Here is a 16,119-nt window from a genome sequence, read left to right on the forward strand (position 1 = left end):
GGCCCGGGATGGCCGCTGGAGATGATGACGATGGCCGAAATAACCATTTCTCCGCTCAAGGAAGGCCTGCCCTTCGGCCGGCGCGTTGGCGGAGTGACCCTTGCAGCGACCGCGGACGCCGACATTCGTGCGCAATTGAAGGAACTGTTCGTGGCCCACGGCGTGATCGTGTTCGAAGGCATGGAAGCCTGCGATGCCCTGCAGGTCGCCGTCAGCAATGTCTTCGGCCCGCTGAAAGAGCACCCGGTCAAGAACCTGAGCAGAGTCGATGCCGATGCCTATCCCGGGGTGGTGAAGATCCACAGTCCGGGCGGTTCAGGCGGGCTGGTCTCGATCGGATCCACTCAGCTTTCGCACTGGCTGCCGTGGCATTTCGACCATGCCTATAACGACGAGCTGAACTATGCCGGCGTCCTGCGCGCGACGCAGATCGTGCCCGAGGGCGGGCTGACGGGTTTCTGCGACGGCGTGGCGTTGTACAATGGCTTCCCGAAGGACCTGCTCGCTCGGATCGAGGACAAGACCATCATCTACACGCTCAACGTGCAGTACGAGACGATGCGCTTCGGCAAACCCGAGGACTTCGCCGTGCTGTCATCCAAGCCCGTACCGCCGGGCTTCGAGGAAGAGGCGCGCAGGATGCCGCGGGCACTCCATCCTGCCGTCTGGACCCGCGATACCGGCGAGAAGGTGCTGCATGTCAGCCCGTGGATGTGCGAAGGCATTGTCGGCATGGAAAATGCCGAGGGTGACGCGCTGCTGGAAGAGGTCTGCCAGACGGTTAATCGCCTGTCGCGCGAACTCAGCTATTGGCACCAGTGGAGCCCGAGCGACATGGTCGTATGGGATAACACCCGCGTCCTTCACGCCGTTACCGGGCATGACCCGGCGCTTGACCGCACCATGCAGCGCACGACGATCAAGGGCGACTACGGCCTCGGCCGGTTCGAAAACAACGCGGCCGGCGGGGCCATTCTTTCCGAAACGACGGTCTGATGGCGCGCATCGCGGCGGGCGGGCTTGAGCTCGACTACGAACTGATCGGCCCGGGAAATGGTCCCCCGCTCGTGCTGACGCCGGGCGGGCGCTATCCGCGCGATACAGCCGGCGTACCCGAACTCGGCCAGATCTTTGCCGAGCATGGCTACCGGGTGCTGCTCTGGGACCGTCCCGGCTGCGGTGCATCCGACATAGCCTTCACCGCGCCCAGCGAGTCGGTGATGAACTGCGAGGCGTTGGTCGCGCTGGTGGGTGTCTTGGGGCTGCGGAACATCACGCTGGTCGGCGGTTCGGCAGGCTCGCGCATTTCGCTGATGGCGGCGGCGCGGATGCCGGAGAATGTGCGTAAAATCAGCATTTGGTGGATCAGTGGCGGTCCGGTCGGGCTGGCGGGGCTGGCCTGGTTCTATTGCGGCGACCAGATCGCGGCGGCTTCGAAAGGCGGGATGGAAGCGGTTGTTCAGCTGCCCAGTTGGGCTGACCAGATCGCCCGCAATCCCGGCGTGCGCGATACGCTGCTGGCGCAGGATCCGTGGGACTACATCGATACCATGCAGCGCTGGGGCAAGGCCTTCGGCTATTCGGATGAGAGCCCGGTGCCGGGAATGGCGCCTGAAGACTTCGCGCGGTTGACCATGCCAATCCAGGTCTTCCGTTCTGGCCGCAGCGACATGGCGCATACCCGCCGAACCAGCGAATGGGTTCACGAGCTGCTGCCCAATTCGCAGATGTTCGAACCGCCATGGGGCGACGACGAGTGGAACTACGTCTCGACCTTCCCGATCGACAGCGCCAACCGGCGCGGACGGTTTGAGCGCTGGCCGCTGATCGCGCCCATGGTGCTCGATTTTCTGAGGGACTGACGGCGATGGACAGCACTCTGGAAGCCCGCCTTCGCGACCTGCTCGACCGCGATGCCATCTGGCAGGTGGTGCAGCGCAACGCTCGCTCACTCGACCGCTGCGATACCGATATGGGGCTGACCTGTTACTGGCCCGAGGCGATCGACGATCACAATCACTTCATCGGCACGCCGCAGGCTTTCCTCGCCTATGCCCACGCCGTCTCGCTCTCGTTCGAAAGCTGCCAACACAACCTTGCGACCCACACCTGCGAACTGGCCGGTGATGAAGCCTTTGCCGAGACCTATTACACCTTCACCGCGCACGCTGCTCAGCCTCCGCACTTCATGGCGACCGGGCGCTACGTCGACCACTTCCAGCGCCGAGGCGGCGAATGGCGGATTTTGAACCGCGTTTGCGTCGTTGATGGGCAGTATGATCTGATGCCTTCCGCGCTGGGTGCAGGGCAGGGCGAGGCCTATCCTCCAGGCGAAAAGCCGGTGGCGCGGGACAAGAGCGACGTCAGTTATCAGCGGCCGCTGCTGGTCCGGCAACCGCGCTAGCTCTTCAGCACAGCCTCAAGCAGTTCGACTGTCGCTGCCCAGCTGAGCCGATCAGCCATCGCGTTGTAGGCTATGCCTTCGCGCCCCATGCCATCGGCGGCGGGGTCGGTGAAGCCATGCTGGGCCTCGCCGAATGTGGTTATTGTGTAGCGCGCGCCGGCGGCTTCCATCTCGGCGCGCAGGCCCTCGATATGGGCCAGCGGAGCATAGGGATCCTGCGCCCCGCAGAAGGCCGCGACTTCGCCCGAGAACGCCCCCGGTTGCATCGGCTGTTGGCTCGTCAGGATGCCGTGATAGCTGACCACCGCCCGCGCAGCCGCGCCGCTGCGCGCCAGTTCGAGCACGCAGGTTCCGCCAAAGCAGAAACCGATGGCTGCGACGCGTACGGCATCGACTTCGGCCATGGAGGAAACACGGTCAAACCACGCCACCACGCGCTCGCGGAGCAGCGTCGGATCTTTCATGACCTGCTCGAACGCCGCACCATTGACCACGGGATCGCCTGACGGCGCACCGCCGCCATACATGTCAGTGGCAACCGCGACATAGCCCAGGTCCGCCAGTTTGCGGGCAACGCCGCGTACATGATCGCCGATGCCCAGCGCATTGTGCATGACAAGCACCGCCGGATGTGGCCCGTCTCCTTCGGGAAACGCGGCTTGTCCGGTCAAGGCCACGCCGCGGTGTTCAAGCTCAACCGCAGTTAATTGCTGCACCTATTCGCCCCCCGAAACCTAAAGTCAGTTACGTTTGAAAACACCGCAGGCAATCCGATCACCACTGTTGCCGGCGGGGTCGGTCATGTAGTCATCCGGCCCTGCATGGAGGACGATGGCCGTGCCGTCCTTGTCCATCATGGCGCTGACCAGCGCCTTAGCCGAACCGGTTAAGACGATGTCGGCAAAGGCAACGCCATTCGCATCGGCGATCACGTTGGGCAGGTCGCCCAGATGGGTCCCGGCCGGATTTTTCGTGCCGTGCTGATGGCCGCCCGGATTGAGGTGGCCGCCTGCACTCGTGAACTTCGGGCCCTTGCAACTGCCCGTGGTGTGGAAATGCAGGCCATGCTCGCCCGGTGTGATGCCGGTGAAAGACAAGCGCAGCATCGCTTTATCGCGTTTTACAATGACCACCGCATAACCGGCATCACGGCCGCTGTCGGTAAAGACTGGCGCAGAGGCGACTGAATGGGTGAGCGGCACCGGCGGCTTGGCGGCGATGGGCGATCCGGCGGCAAGGACCAGGCCGAACGCGGCCAGTTTTCCGGCCAGTTTTCCGTAAGTTTTCATGCGGTTCTCCATCGGCGCGGGCAAGGTCTACGCTCCCCCGCGTAAACTACGGGTCGGCTGATTTGTTCCAGTTCTAGCTGCGAACACCGCGCTGGAAAAGCTGCATCGCCAGTTCGCCGTAACTCGGATCGAGGTTCGGTTCGCTCCATTCGACGGCCGGTCCGGCCAGCGGGCGGCGGATCTTCATGTCGTAGGTCACCACCCGCTTGGCAAACCGCCACCGGCCATCGTTACAGCGACGATAGTTGTCGATGTAGCGGACCGCCATCAGGTCTTCGAGTTGCCCACCCTGTCCATCGGGGATCAAATGATAGGCTAGCGCGTAGACCTCGCCGCAAGCTGTACCGGCCTCCGCGTCGACTTGGATCAGGTGATTGCAGGCGTGATGGCCGCTGTAATTCATATAGGGGAATGAGCGCTCGATGAAATCGCAGTAGTCCTTCTGCGAACCATCGAAGCTGTCGCCATGCGAGTCGGTTGCATCCTCGGTGTAGAGGTCTCGCAGCAAATCGATATCCTTGCGGTCGATCGCGCGCGAATAGAGCAAGACGAGGTCGCGGATTTCGTCCTTGGCGACGAGGCGGGCGAGGGCGGTTTCGCTGTTCATTCGGACAACTCCTTGATGGCATCGGCTTCGCGCGGGATCGCGAACCGCTGGCGGTAGGTGGCAAAACGCTCTTCCACTGCGTCGGCACTGAGGCCGAACTGGGCTAGGGCATAATCGTTCGCCCCTCGCGCATTCTTGGGATTTTCGCGCCGCCAGCCGGCGATTTCGGCGATCACGTCGGGCGGAGATTCGATGCCCAGCGCCGTGTGGATGCGGACCATTTCCTCGGCGGGATTGGCGACGAGCGCATAGTAATCAACATGGACCACGCGGTGCGCCTCGGGTCCGTCAGCGAACGCCATGATCCGGGCGATGTGCGCCTCGATGAAGTGCAGCATCTGCTCGCCAACGCGCGCCGGATCGACGGTGTCGTACCGCGTCTTGCGCAAGGTCAGCGTCATTTTGGCAATCGATGCAAGTACTTGCAGCGGATCGCGGTGCGTGATGGCAAAGCGCGCGGCGGGGTGCACCGCGCAGATCGCGTCCATGAACAGCACGTGGTTCGGGTATTTCAGGGCCCACGGTTTGTGCATCCCGCGCCATTGCAGCAACTGTAGCTGGCGCTTGTGGACCTCGTAAGCAGGGACGGGATCGCAATGGCTGATCAGCCAGTCGAAATAGGTCGGCACATCGTAAACGTTGTGGAACCCCGCCGCCGTGACGCCCTGCTCAAGAAAGGCGTGACACTCGTCCGAACCGTCCTCATCATAGAGATGCAGTGCGGCGAAGTTTTCCGGCTCGGCCGGGCGGGTTCGTGCGCGGATTTCGTGGGCGAAGGCCTTGCGTTCCGCAACCGATTGCGCGTCGGCAGCGGGCGGAGGCAGCGGGACTAGGCTCTGCCAGGTCCGCACCAGCTGGAACCTGCGGTCGCGGTCGAACAGGTACTGGAAATAGGTCGTGCCCGATCGCGGCAGGCCGCAAAGGAATAGGGCGTCGATCGGTTCAACGAGGATTTCCGGATGCTCGGCGCACCATTTCAGGCCGCCGATTCGGTCAGCCTGCCGGGTGACAAGCGCGCGCCATGCTGCGGCTTCGCCGTCCGTGCTCAGATTCCCAACGCTGTTCAGCGAGGCGCAGAGAACCTCAAGATTGCTAGCAATCACCGGCTCGCTGTCAGCAAATCCTGCCTTGTCCTGCGCTTCGGCAAGAATGGCTGATGCGTCGAGGCTCATCGCAGCAGAGCCCCGCCATCGACCTGATAGATCTGCCCGGTCACCCAGCTTGCCTGCGCCGATGCCAGCCATGCCACTAGCGAGGCAACTTCCTCTGGCTTGCCAACCGGGCGGCCGAGCAAGGGCTGCCGCGCGCGCATCGACTTGTCGTGCTCGCTCGAATTACCAAAGGCTTCGGCGAAGAAATTGCTCGCCGGATTGAACCGGCTTCCGGTACTGTAAGCCGCAGGATCGGCGGACATTGTGCCGTATGGGGCGACGCAGTTCACGCGAATGCCGTGCTGCCCAACTTCCTTTGCCAGCACCTGCGTGAAGGCATGGACCGCGCCCTTCATCGCCGAATAGACCGCCAGCTGGTAATCGCCGACAATCCCGGCGGTCGAACCAATGTTGACGATCGCGCCAGACTTGCGCTCGATCATCCCCGGCAGCACTGCGTGCGACATCGCCAGCACGGTACGCATGTTGATGTCATAGTCGCCCAACCACAATGACGGATCGCTATCGACGAACATTCCCTTGGTGGAATTGCCGCCGACGTTGTTGACCAGTACTTCGATTGGGCCAAGCTCTTCAGCTGCCTCCAGAATGCGCTGGGCCGCACCTTCTGCTAGCATGTCGACGGCGAGGAAACGGGCCTCGTCTGCGCCATTTTCTTTCGTAAGATCAACGACTTTTGCGCCCGCCTTGGCATCCCGGCCAGTGAACATCACGCGGGCTCCTTCGGCCGCCAGCGCCAGCACGATGGCACGGCCGATGTTGGCCGTGCCGCCGGTTACGATTGCCACCTTGCCGGCCAGTCCAAGGTCCATCGCGCGCGCTCTCCCGATCAGGTCATTCCCTGTTCGGCCTTGTATTCGCGCACCGCCTTGTCAACCATCATGAACAGGTGCCGGCAGAGTACTTCCTGCTCTTGGAAATAGACATGTTCCAGCGCGCCGCTGGAAAGTCCACGTTGCCCAGCCTCGATAACCGAGACGTCCTCGGAATGAATGTCGCGGGTCAGTCCCATGCCGAATTCGCGGGCAAAACGCGTGCCGGGGGTCTTGTCATCGTTGATCCAGTAGAGGCGGATTACGCCGCGCGACTTCTCCGGGCCGATGGGATAGACGGTGTGGCTGAAATTGTTGCCGCTCGATCCCAGCATGAAGAAGCTGGGGAACACGGCGAAGTACGAGCGGTTGGCGGGATTATCCGGCACATCGCCTCGCGCCACAGACTTTGCACCGGCCTTGAAGCCGATCATCTGCGTCGGAGTGACGAGGTTGATCGAATCTGGATTGGTCCAGATCGTCTGCGTGCGGTGCGGATCGTGGAGCTCCATCTCGACCGGATAGCCGAAAGGATTCGTTTGGTTGAACGTCGCCTTGCCGGTGTTCGGGTGGATGAAGCGCAGGTGGTAGTTTTCCTGGAAGTTGTCGTAAGTCAGCTTCCAGTTGGCATCGATCTCGTAGACATATTCGGAAAAGTGCGTGGCATAAGCACAGGGCACCTGTTCCATGCCTTCGGAAAGCGGGCCGAGCCATTCGCGCAGGCCCTGGCGCGGTTCCTTCTCGAAGTTGATGAAGATCTGGCCGCCGTGAACGTCGCAGGCCACCTGCCGCAGCCCGCAATCCTTCTTGTCGAGCCCGAAGCGTTCGAAGTCGGGCGCGGAAAGCAGCGCGCCGTCGGTGCCGAAGGTCCACATGTGATAGCGGCAGGAAAACTTGGCCTGCTTGCCGCAGGTGTCGTCGGTAAGCTGGGTGCCGCGGTGCGTGCAAGCGTTGTGGAAGGCGCGGACAACGCCGTTCTTGCCGCGCACGATGAGCAATGACGCGCGGGCGAACTCGATTTCGCGGCGGATGAAATTGCCGGATTCAGGTACTTCGCAGACATGGCCGATGGGAAACCAGGTGCGCAGGAAGACGGCCTGCCGTTCCAGCTCAAACCACTCGGGATCGTAATAGGCCTTGGCCGGGATCGGCGCATTGCCGAGATCGGGGACTTTCGCCTGGACGAAGGTGCCTGCTTCCACGTTCATCGCATCGCTCTCCATCAAACCGTTATTCGATGGATATATCGCAGCACATCAACTTTTACAACAGGTCTGTCGTAAAAGATCGGGAGGCGGACAACAGGTCGGCAATCCGGGTGCGATGGTCTGTGCCGGCGCGCGCTTTCTTGCGCTGGGGAACTTCAAGGCCGATCACCATTCCGTCCGGCACGGCGCCGAGGAAGTCGCGCAAGGGCAAGTCGCCTTCCCCGGGGGCGAGCCGGTCAAACTTGGCCTTCGTCATGTAATCGGCGTCCGACCAATCCGATCGCGCGTCGCACAGTTGCACATGCCCGATCATCGCCGGATCGAGCGCAGCGATGTTGGCAAGGCTGGTCCCGGTGCGGAAGACGTGCATCGAATCGAGGAGAACGCTGCCTTTGCCGTTGTCTGCAGCGGCGGCGCAGTCGAGCGCCTTGGCCAGCGAGTCGATTGTCACGAAGGGCATGAATTCGATGGTCGCAGACATTCCCCGCTTTGCTGCCATCTGGGCGAAGGTGGCGAACTGATCGTGACAGCGGGCCACGTCCGGCTCCAGCCCGACGCAATTGACTTTACGCGTGCCAAGTCCGGCGAGCAGGTCGAGGTCCGCTCCGCACTGGCCAAGGTCGATCTGCGGATGGATCAGAAATCCCTCGCCGAGCACAACCTCGACGCAGCGTTCCTCGATTGCCGCCCTGACCGCGCGATAGAGAGCCGCGTCGCTCCGCAGGTTCCACGGCTGTGCGTCCTCGGGAACCATGGCGACGGGAGCAAGTGCCAGTCCGATGCGCGGCACACCGAGGTCGGCGGCGAGGTGAACCATCTCCACCGGGTCTTGCCCAAGCGCGGTAATCAGTTCGATGGCGAGTGGGAGGGCCATCGGCTCAGGCCCCGGCGCTTTCCCGCATGTCACGCAGCATACGCGTGACAAGCCGGACTTCGTCAGGCGAATAGTTCGCCAGACCAGCGCGCAATATCCGTTCGATCTCCGCGTGGATGACCTTGTGCTCGGCTTCGCCCTTGTCGGTCAGCGCCAGTTCCGTGCGGCGCTTGTCAGTCGCTCCCGGCTTGCTGACGATCAGCCCCGCATCGGTCAGCCGCGCCAGTTCGGCCGACATCAGGCTGCGGCCGATGCCCATCACTTCGGACAATTCGTGCGGGAAATTCACCCCGGCGCTGATCAGGTTGAGCAGCCAGGCCCCGCGCGGGCCGAGCGAATTGCGTTCGGTGACATCCTTGGTGGCGGCGAGGATCGGCCGCTGCGCGAAGACAAGGCCGTGACACAGCAGGCCGATATCGTCCCACGTCAGCGGCGCCCCAGCAGGCGGCTCGACATGCGAAACCTGCTCGCCAATCCGGTTGAGAATGGCGTCGCGGACGGGGTTCGGGTGCTTGATCGTCATTAGAGGCGAGGATTAGCCTGCCTTTGCCGCAAAGGAACTGCAAAACGATGCAGCGCTGACTTGCGAGGTGAGAATCTGGCAGGTCCCGCACTCACCCTTGCCCTGATAGAAGGCGCAAAGGCCGCAGCGCGCCGCCGGATCCTTCGAAACCTCGGCGAATTCCAGCGACTTGCGCAGGCTCTTCTGCGCGGCAGGCAGGCTTGCGGGATCGGCGCAGGTATCAGCCCGTGCGGGGGCCAGCCGGCCCAGCGCGACGGCGGCGATCGGAGCAATCGCGGCGATCTGCAAAAACTGGCGGCGGGCCTTGTCCATCACTTCATCTCCTTGCGCGGCGGGCTTTCGACCAGCTCGAGCTTGTAGCCGTCGGGGTCAGTCGCCATGGCCATCTTATAACCCATCGTGACATTGCGAACGTCGCTTGCCTTATGACCCAGCGACCTTAGCCTGGCCACCACCCCGTCAATATTGCTGACTCGCAACACTATGCGTTCAAACGCATTCCCATGTGTAAAAGTGGGCGTTGCCTTGGCCGTTAGGTCTGACACCAGGATGATCCCCGGACGCGTGCGGTCTGCCGCGAAACCCAGCATGGTTTCGTGCCGCTTGTCAGAGCCCATGTCCATCTGGACGACCATGCCAAGGCCCTTGGTGTAGAACGCGACCGAGCGGTCACGACTGCCGACGTTGATAACGGGGCCCATGACGGCCACCGCGCCTGCCTCGGAGGCGGGCGTGTCGCCTGCAAGCGCCGAGGCGGAAATCAACGCCGCTGCCAGCAGGAATGCTCGTGGGCCGATCACGCCATGATCTCGCCGATGGTCTTGTTCGTCTCCATCGACTTGGCGCCCCAGCGGTCCATCGGCACGCCCATCGCCTGCATCATCGTCAAGCCGACGCGGCTGACTGGCGATCCCGCGCCGTCAACGTAAAGCCCGGACTTGATCTTGCCCCCGGCCGTGCCCGCCATCATCATCGGCATGCAGTCGATCGTATGGAACTTGGCGAAGGCCGTCTCGGAGTGGGCGAAGACCAGCGTGTTATCCAGCAGCGTGCCATCGCCTTCCTTCACCTTGTCGAGCGCGGTGACGAAGTAGAGCCAGGCTTCCATGATCTTGGTCAGGAAATAGGTAGCCTCAGGCTGGTAGCCCAGCTTGGGATCGAGCACTTCCTCGTGCGTGAGTTGGTGGTGCGTGATGGTCGAGCCGATACGGGTGAGCGAGCTGGCGCCGTTGTTGAACATCATGTTGAACACGCGCGTCTGATCGCAGGCGAGCGCCATGACGAGAAGGTCCGTCATGAGCTCGTGGCTCATCATCACGTTCTCGATCTCGGCATTGACCGGCAGGCCAGGCACCTTGCGCGGGACCATGCAGGCCTGCAGCGGTTCGGGCTTGGTCAGCTCGGCATCGAGTTGGTTTTCCAACTGGCGAAGCGAAGTGAAGTACTGGTCGAGCTTGGCCTTGTCCCCCGCGCCGACCGCGCGTTCCAGCGACTGGCGCTGTTCGGTTACGCCCGACAGTACGGAGCGCCGCGCAATGACTTGCGGATCGGGCGTGAAGCTGGCGCTGTTGGGGTCCTTGAACCCGGTGCCGAAGATACGCGAATAGAGATTTGCGGCAGAGATTTCCGACGGATTGAGGTTGCCGCCGCCGCGTCCTGACAGCGAATTGCGCGGGTCCCCGGTGGCCGAGAGGTCGAGCGAGGCAAAGCGCGAGCGGCTGCCGATGCGGTCGCCGATGGTTACGTCGAAACTCTCGCCCGGAAGTCCGCGCTCTGCGGTCAGCGCCCGGCCCGTGCGGACCGCCGCGCCTCCGCTGACATGCGGCAGGTTGGGTGCGCCGTCGAGCGGCACGTTAAAGTTGCCGAAGACCGAGATCTTGTTCTGCAACGGCGCAATCGGGGCGAGCTCGGGAGGCAGGTCGTAATTGCGGCCGGGCTTGGTCGGGAACCAGCGGGTGGGATTGACGCCGAGCCCCCAGAACCATGTGCCGAAGCGGATCGGCATCGCGTTCCCCGTCGCTGCCATAGCCTTGCCGTTGACGTCGAGAAAACAGTCGAGCAGTGGCACACCAACCGTTACGGCGGCACCGCCAAGCATTCCCCGAAGGGCGGTGCGGCGATTGAGATCATAGGCCATCGGTTTTCTCCCTGGCTGTGTTCTAGCGGTTAAGGCTGACGCGGGTGGCACCCACCGGCGCGGATTTTGGCACGCGCCAGTTCTGCGGGCTGGTCATAACTTGGAAAAACAGGCTGCGAATGCCGTAGCCTTTGGCCGCGAAGGCCTTTTCGGTCGATTGCACCAGCGCCTCGTCGGAAACCACGCGGCCGGTGGTATATTCCAGCGCACGGGAAGCGACGCACTGGGTGGTCGCCCCGCTGGCGTTCATTGCCTGTCCGAGCCCTGCGCCGCCGCTGAACTTCGCCGAGCCAAGTGCGCCGTTGATGTCGATCTGCGCGCCATTCTCTGCCGCGCGGTACTTGCCGATGCCATCGAACTTTTCGAGGCTGAGGCCCGGCGGGTCGGTGATCTTGTGACAGGCCGCGCAGACCGGGTCGGAATTGTGCGCCGAAAGGCGGATACGCGCGGTGGGCATGGCCTTGTTCTCGGTATCCTGCACCGCAGTGAAGTTGACGTTGCCGGGTGGGTTGGGGACCGGCTGGCACATCATCAGTTCGCGGATTGCGCGGCCACGCAGCGTGGGGGAGGAGCGGCCCGAGTGCGAATAGAGCGCAAGAAATCCGGCCTGCCCCAGCAGGCCCGCACGGTCATCGGCCGGGCTGAATTCATAGGGAACCCAGCCGTCCGACACTGGCACGCGCACCTGATAGATCCCGCCCAGCGCGCGGGTCATGAATGTGCGGCGGGTGGTGAACAGGTCGCGGTAATCGCCGTTGCGAGTGAGCAAGTGATCGGAAATCGTGCGCAGCATCTGTTCGGGCAGGGCCTTGAGGACGTCCTGATTGAAATAGGGATAGATCACCGGATCCTTCGCCATCTCGTCGAACTTCTCGAACTTGAGCATGTCGGCGAAGAACGCGCGCACACCGGCTTCCATGCGCGGCGACTGCGTCATGCGATTGGCGATGGATTCGAGCTTTGCCTGGTCGGTGAGCGAACCGGCGGCTGCGGCATCGAGCAGCATATCGTTGGGCGTGGTGTTCCACAGCGTCATCGCGAGGCGGGTGGCGCGGCTGTAATTATCGAGCCGCAGTTCACCGGGATTTGCCGGATCGGGCTCTGCCGTCTCGATGATGTAGAGGAAATTGGGCGAAGTGAGCATCGCGGCGAGCGCCAGTTCGATACCCTTGTAGAACGACTTGGTAGGACCGGCTCCGCTTCCCGCCAGCTTGACATAGAACGCCTGCTCCTCGGTCGTCAGCGGGCGACGGAACAGATAGCGGCCCAGCGGCGCGAGGATGCGGCTGGCGCAGGCGACATCGGCGGCAGATGCATCGGCCGGCGTGCAATCGCTGAACTGAGATCGGTGCGCTTCGTTGAAAGTCTGCGCGGCGATCACGCGCGCCATGGCGTCAAACTGTTCAAGCCCCGCGGGTGAGATTGCCGCATCGCTCGATCCGCTGGCGATCAGTTCGCCGACCGGACGGACCACCGGCTCGAACCGGCCAGCCACGGTGATGTCCGGGCCGAAAATGTCGGTAATCGCGCTGCGATACTGCGATTCTGACAAGCGGCGCATGGCGACGATCTGGCCGTTTGCCGCCGTCAACGGCGCAGTTGCCAGCGGGGTCGGCTTTTGCGGCGCGCCCGCATCGGCGGACACTGTCCATACGCCGAAGGCAAAGGCGGAAGCGGCGAGGCTGAGGGCGAGCAGGGTCTTGGGGCGTCTCATCGCGAAGCCCTCCTCTGATTGATATCATTGATGTAGGCGGGCACGGCGCTGATCCGCTGGGTGGCGGAAATGCCGTTGCACTTACCGGTCTTCGGGTCCTTCAGGCCGTCCGCATACTTTCGCAGCGTGGCAAGCTCGCCCGCACAGTCGATCCCGGCGACGAGCGCGGAGCCGGCGCCGCCCAGCGCAGGGCTGATGATCGGATCAGCGACCGGGCGATAGCCGGCCATCATCCCCTTGAGCGAGCCGTCGGGCTGGAATTCGAGCCGCAGGCGGGCCTTGCGATAGTCCCACCGCGCCCGGTTGCCTCGGATGTCGCGGGCGCCGCCCTGACCCCAGGTCTGGGTCAGCTTGATGTCGCCCGGGTCGGTCATCAGCACGCCACCCACGATCCGCCCCTTGAGCACGTTGCGCTCGCGCGGTGGCTTGGTGCTGATCGAATAGGTGATGCCGGGCAGGTAATTGCCCTTGGCATCGATCATCGGGCGGTCAGGGGTGTTGGCATAGACCACCTCGACACTGGGGTCGTTCTCAAGGCTATCGACGCCGCGCAGCAGGATGACCTGCGTCCATTCGCCCGAATTGTGGAACTGCTTCATGCCGATCTGGTTGTCACCGCCGACGCCGTCCTTGGTGCGCCATTCCAGCTTGCAGCCGAGCGCGCGGTACTCCTGATTGTCGATCCCCGTCTGCCCGTTGGGCGTGGTGAAGGTGTCATGCGCGCAGGTATCGGTGGCATTGCCCTCATCAAGGTCCAGCCCCCAGGCGACCTTGCTCTGCACCGTGCGGAAGGTGGGGCGGTCGAACATTTCGGGCTGCGAGCAGATGTTGGTGCCATTCTTGCCGAATGCGGTCATCTGCCAGGCGCGAAGGAGCTCCGCTTCGTTTTCCTTGCGCGTCAGGCGTTCGCGCTCAGCCGCAGGCAGGCTGGCGATATAGGCCTCACGCAGCTTGGGAACCGGACCATCGGGGCAGGCATCCTTGCCCTCGACGATGGGCTGGACAAAATCGCTCACTACAAAGCCCATTACGCCGTCAGCCGGCGGGGCGGGGAGCGAGCGCGCCGGAGCATCGCCGATCGCCTGCGGGGTAAACGGCTGCGGCGCCGCCCCCATCGATCCCGCACCGAGCGCGATCGCTCCGGCAGCGAGCAGCTTGGGCATCCTCTGCGAAATCATGGGCGCAGGACCTTTCCATTGGCGGGAATGGGGGCAGGGGTATCAAGCGCGGCACCGACGTAAACGGGCTTTCCGCGATAGAGCCATTGTGGTGTGTCGCCAGAACGCGACACGGTCCATTCGCCAAGACCGCGACCGGCAGCGGGGGCCGTCAATGGCGACCAGTCGGTGCAGTCCTTGCGGCAAATGCCGGTAAACAGCGCGCGCCCGTCCTTGTGCGTGAGGATATAAGCGCCATCGCGATAGGCAGCGGCGACGGATTGGGGGGCAGTCAGTTTCGGGACCGGCGGCACGAACTTGAGCGTATTCCAGGTCAGGTTGTCCGCCCCGTCATGCGCGGTCGATCCCGGCTTGTCGCCCTTGCGCGTGAAGACGAGATGCCAGCTCTTGTAGACCCATTGCGGGCCGCTTGCACCCTGGATCAAGGTCCAGTCGGGTGCGCGCTGGGTGTTGTAGAGACCGTCCGGATTTAGGTCCGAATTGCTGGCAGCAGGGGCCGCGGCGGGGCGCGGCGCTTGTCCGGCTGGCGGGGGCGGGGAGCCGAATCCGCGCGGAAAGGCGATGTTGGGTTTGCTCCCCGGCGGGGCAAGCATCGGTTCCCACACCTTGGTGCATTCGTCCCTGCAATAGAGCGCCGGATCAGGCCCAAAGGCAATCAGCGTGCGCATGTCCATGCCGTAAAGCGTGTGGCCGTCCTTGGTCGCATAGACCTGACCATCCTTGGCGCGGATCACCTTGAAACCGTTTGGAAACTGGTCAGTCCTGGCAGGCGCAATGGGCAAGTCTGCCGGCTGCGCCGACACTGCCTGCGCAAAGCCAAGGATGGCCAATCCGACCGCTAAACGCGTGCCATTCACATCCGTCTCCCACGGTGTACCGGAGTTTCCCGGCTTGATGACCAGCATGATAGTTCAAGAGTTGAACAGATCAATCCGAACTTTGTATCAACTCTGTCGCACGGTCACTTGGTCGTTGAAAACTCGGGGTACTTGCCAAGGAACAGCATCAGCATACCGTCGAACAGGCAGATGGGAATCACCGCCCAGAGCAGCGGATGATAAGTATGGAACGCATCATAGACGGCCGCACCGATCGGCGGACCAAGCGCGGTTCCCAGCATCAGCATCGACCCGAGCAGGCCGTAAACCGCGCCGAATGACTTCAGGCCGACATAACGCGAAACCAGCAACGCGGTTACCGACAATCCTGCACCGGAATAGAGTCCGTAAATCAGAACTCCGCCAATGACCGCGGCATTCGACTGGAACAGGTCGAGCATCAGGAAGAACGCCACAGCGCCGATGCCGAACGTAAGCGCCGGGATCAACTTGCTCTCGCTGCGGTCCAGCAGCCAGCCTGAGCCGATCTTGCCGATGATGCCGGTAATTCCCGCAGTTGCTGCCACCAGCGCCGCGCCGCTCTCTCCCAAGGATGTGTCGGAGAGGATCGGCTTGAGCTGGAACGTGATCCCCGAACCCATCAGCGCGTTGAGCAGGTTTGCGGTAAATATCAGCAGCATTGGACGGCTTTTCACCGCTTGCCAGAAGCCGAATCCAGGAAGCTCGACCAAGGGCTGGCTCGCCGTCGCAACCGGTCGTTTGGCGTCATGAAACAGGAAAAACGTCAGCAGCAGCGCCGCGCCGCCCCAGCCAAGTCCGAAGATGAGATAGGTATGCCGCCAGCCGTATTCCGGTATCAGCCAGCGCCCGAGGATCGGCGCGCCAAGCTGGGCGAGGGCGGACCCTGACAGCATTACCGACAGGGCAAGCGCCCGGTTCTTCGTAAAGGCGTTCGAGATCGCGACCGTCCACACTGTCGATTTCACTGCGACTGCGACCAGCCCGAGCATCAGCCACAGGCCGAACCAGGTGCGCACGTTTCCCGTCGTCAGGCTCAGCGCGGCAAAGGCGAGCGCGGACAGAGCCAGGCCTGGCACGGCAATCCGGCGTGCGCCAAAACGGTCGATCATCGCGCCGACCATTGGCCCCAACAGGAAAGCGATGATCGCGAAGATTGAGTAGCCAAAGGCGATGTCGCGGCGGGGCCAGCCAAACTCCTTTTCGAGCGGCTGGACGAACATCTGGTTCGAATAGGCGAAGAGCGAATAGAAGCTCATCCCCAGGAACGCCGAGATCACCAGCGGCCAGTACCGGCCCCATTCTTCTTTCGCGGTCGCCGGCTGTCCGTCCATTAATGATCCC

The 16,119-nt window shown here is 63.0% G+C and carries 18 protein-coding genes; 3 read left to right on the forward strand and 15 right to left on the reverse strand.

The window, feature by feature from the left end:
* Positions 1-30 precede the first annotated feature (30 nt).
* The 3 genes from WG900_RS08605 to WG900_RS08615 are packed head-to-tail and all read left to right on the forward strand — an operon-like array spanning position 31 to position 2,404.
* Positions 31-996 (forward strand): TauD/TfdA dioxygenase family protein, encoded by a 966-nt coding sequence (locus WG900_RS08605; RefSeq protein ID WP_339966321.1) that lies wholly within the window; start codon positions 31-33, stop codon positions 994-996.
* The gene (locus tag WG900_RS08610; RefSeq protein ID WP_339966323.1) at positions 996-1,862 is read left to right on the forward strand and encodes an alpha/beta fold hydrolase; all 867 of its coding nucleotides are present in this window, start codon (positions 996-998) and stop codon (positions 1,860-1,862) included. The genes WG900_RS08605 and WG900_RS08610 overlap by 1 nt, the downstream gene beginning before the upstream one ends.
* A 5-nt stretch (positions 1,863-1,867) precedes the next feature.
* On the forward strand, positions 1,868-2,404 hold the full coding sequence (locus tag WG900_RS08615; RefSeq protein ID WP_339966325.1) for a nuclear transport factor 2 family protein: 537 nt from the start codon (positions 1,868-1,870) through the stop codon (positions 2,402-2,404).
* On the opposite strand, the gene WG900_RS08620 is transcribed toward WG900_RS08615, so the two are convergent.
* The 15 genes from WG900_RS08620 to WG900_RS08690 form a co-directional block, all read right to left on the reverse strand.
* A complete protein-coding gene (locus WG900_RS08620; RefSeq protein WP_339966327.1) occupies positions 2,401-3,120 on the reverse strand; it encodes a dienelactone hydrolase family protein in 720 nt (239 codons plus the stop codon). The two genes, WG900_RS08615 and WG900_RS08620, sit on opposite strands and share 4 nt — an antisense overlap.
* Positions 3,121-3,144: 24 nt before the next feature.
* Positions 3,145-3,693, reverse strand: coding sequence for a superoxide dismutase family protein (locus WG900_RS08625; RefSeq protein WP_339966329.1), 549 nt, complete (start codon positions 3,691-3,693; stop codon positions 3,145-3,147).
* A gap of 73 nt (positions 3,694-3,766) precedes the next feature.
* Positions 3,767-4,300 carry a nuclear transport factor 2 family protein gene (locus WG900_RS08630; protein WP_339966331.1) on the reverse strand — a complete coding sequence of 178 codons (534 nt, stop codon included), beginning with the start codon at positions 4,298-4,300 and terminating at the stop codon, positions 3,767-3,769.
* On the reverse strand, positions 4,297-5,472 hold the full coding sequence (locus WG900_RS08635; RefSeq protein WP_339966333.1) for a sulfotransferase family protein: 1,176 nt from the start codon (positions 5,470-5,472) through the stop codon (positions 4,297-4,299). The genes WG900_RS08630 and WG900_RS08635 overlap by 4 nt, the downstream gene beginning before the upstream one ends.
* On the reverse strand, positions 5,469-6,284 hold the full coding sequence (locus tag WG900_RS08640; protein WP_339966334.1) for an SDR family NAD(P)-dependent oxidoreductase: 816 nt from the start codon (positions 6,282-6,284) through the stop codon (positions 5,469-5,471). The genes WG900_RS08635 and WG900_RS08640 overlap by 4 nt, the downstream gene beginning before the upstream one ends.
* Positions 6,285-6,301: 17 nt before the next feature.
* Positions 6,302-7,492, reverse strand: a complete 1,191-nt coding sequence (locus tag WG900_RS08645) for an aromatic ring-hydroxylating oxygenase subunit alpha (protein WP_339966336.1) — start codon at positions 7,490-7,492, stop codon at positions 6,302-6,304.
* A gap of 55 nt (positions 7,493-7,547) precedes the next feature.
* Positions 7,548-8,366 (reverse strand): sugar phosphate isomerase/epimerase family protein, encoded by an 819-nt coding sequence (locus tag WG900_RS08650; RefSeq protein WP_339966338.1) that lies wholly within the window; start codon positions 8,364-8,366, stop codon positions 7,548-7,550.
* A gap of 4 nt (positions 8,367-8,370) precedes the next feature.
* Entirely contained in the window at positions 8,371-8,889 is a 519-nt protein-coding gene (locus WG900_RS08655) for a MarR family winged helix-turn-helix transcriptional regulator (protein ID WP_339966340.1), read from the reverse strand.
* Positions 8,890-8,901: 12 nt separating this feature from the next.
* Positions 8,902-9,201, reverse strand: a complete 300-nt coding sequence (locus tag WG900_RS08660) for a high-potential iron-sulfur protein (RefSeq protein WP_339966343.1) — start codon at positions 9,199-9,201, stop codon at positions 8,902-8,904.
* A complete protein-coding gene (locus tag WG900_RS08665) occupies positions 9,201-9,689 on the reverse strand; it encodes a VOC family protein (RefSeq protein ID WP_339966345.1) in 489 nt (162 codons plus the stop codon). Before WG900_RS08665 ends, WG900_RS08660 begins: the two co-directional genes overlap by 1 nt.
* Entirely contained in the window at positions 9,686-11,026 is a 1,341-nt protein-coding gene (locus WG900_RS08670) for a DUF1552 domain-containing protein (RefSeq protein ID WP_339966347.1), read from the reverse strand. Before WG900_RS08670 ends, WG900_RS08665 begins: the two co-directional genes overlap by 4 nt.
* A 22-nt stretch (positions 11,027-11,048) precedes the next feature.
* Positions 11,049-12,740 carry a DUF1588 domain-containing protein gene (locus WG900_RS08675; RefSeq protein ID WP_339966350.1) on the reverse strand — a complete coding sequence of 564 codons (1,692 nt, stop codon included), beginning with the start codon at positions 12,738-12,740 and terminating at the stop codon, positions 11,049-11,051.
* Positions 12,737-13,918, reverse strand: a complete 1,182-nt coding sequence (locus WG900_RS08680; RefSeq protein ID WP_339966352.1) for a hypothetical protein — start codon at positions 13,916-13,918, stop codon at positions 12,737-12,739. The genes WG900_RS08675 and WG900_RS08680 overlap by 4 nt, the downstream gene beginning before the upstream one ends.
* Positions 13,915-14,823, reverse strand: a complete 909-nt coding sequence (locus tag WG900_RS08685; protein ID WP_339966354.1) for a COG4315 family predicted lipoprotein — start codon at positions 14,821-14,823, stop codon at positions 13,915-13,917. Before WG900_RS08685 ends, WG900_RS08680 begins: the two co-directional genes overlap by 4 nt.
* Before the next feature lie 56 nt (positions 14,824-14,879).
* Positions 14,880-16,109, reverse strand: coding sequence for an MFS transporter (locus WG900_RS08690; RefSeq protein WP_339966356.1), 1,230 nt, complete (start codon positions 16,107-16,109; stop codon positions 14,880-14,882).
* Positions 16,110-16,119 lie beyond the last annotated feature (10 nt).

Origin of the sequence: Novosphingobium aquae (assembly GCF_037572715.1) — a bacterium.
Taxonomy (GTDB): Bacteria; Pseudomonadota; Alphaproteobacteria; order Sphingomonadales; family Sphingomonadaceae; genus Novosphingobium; species Novosphingobium aquae.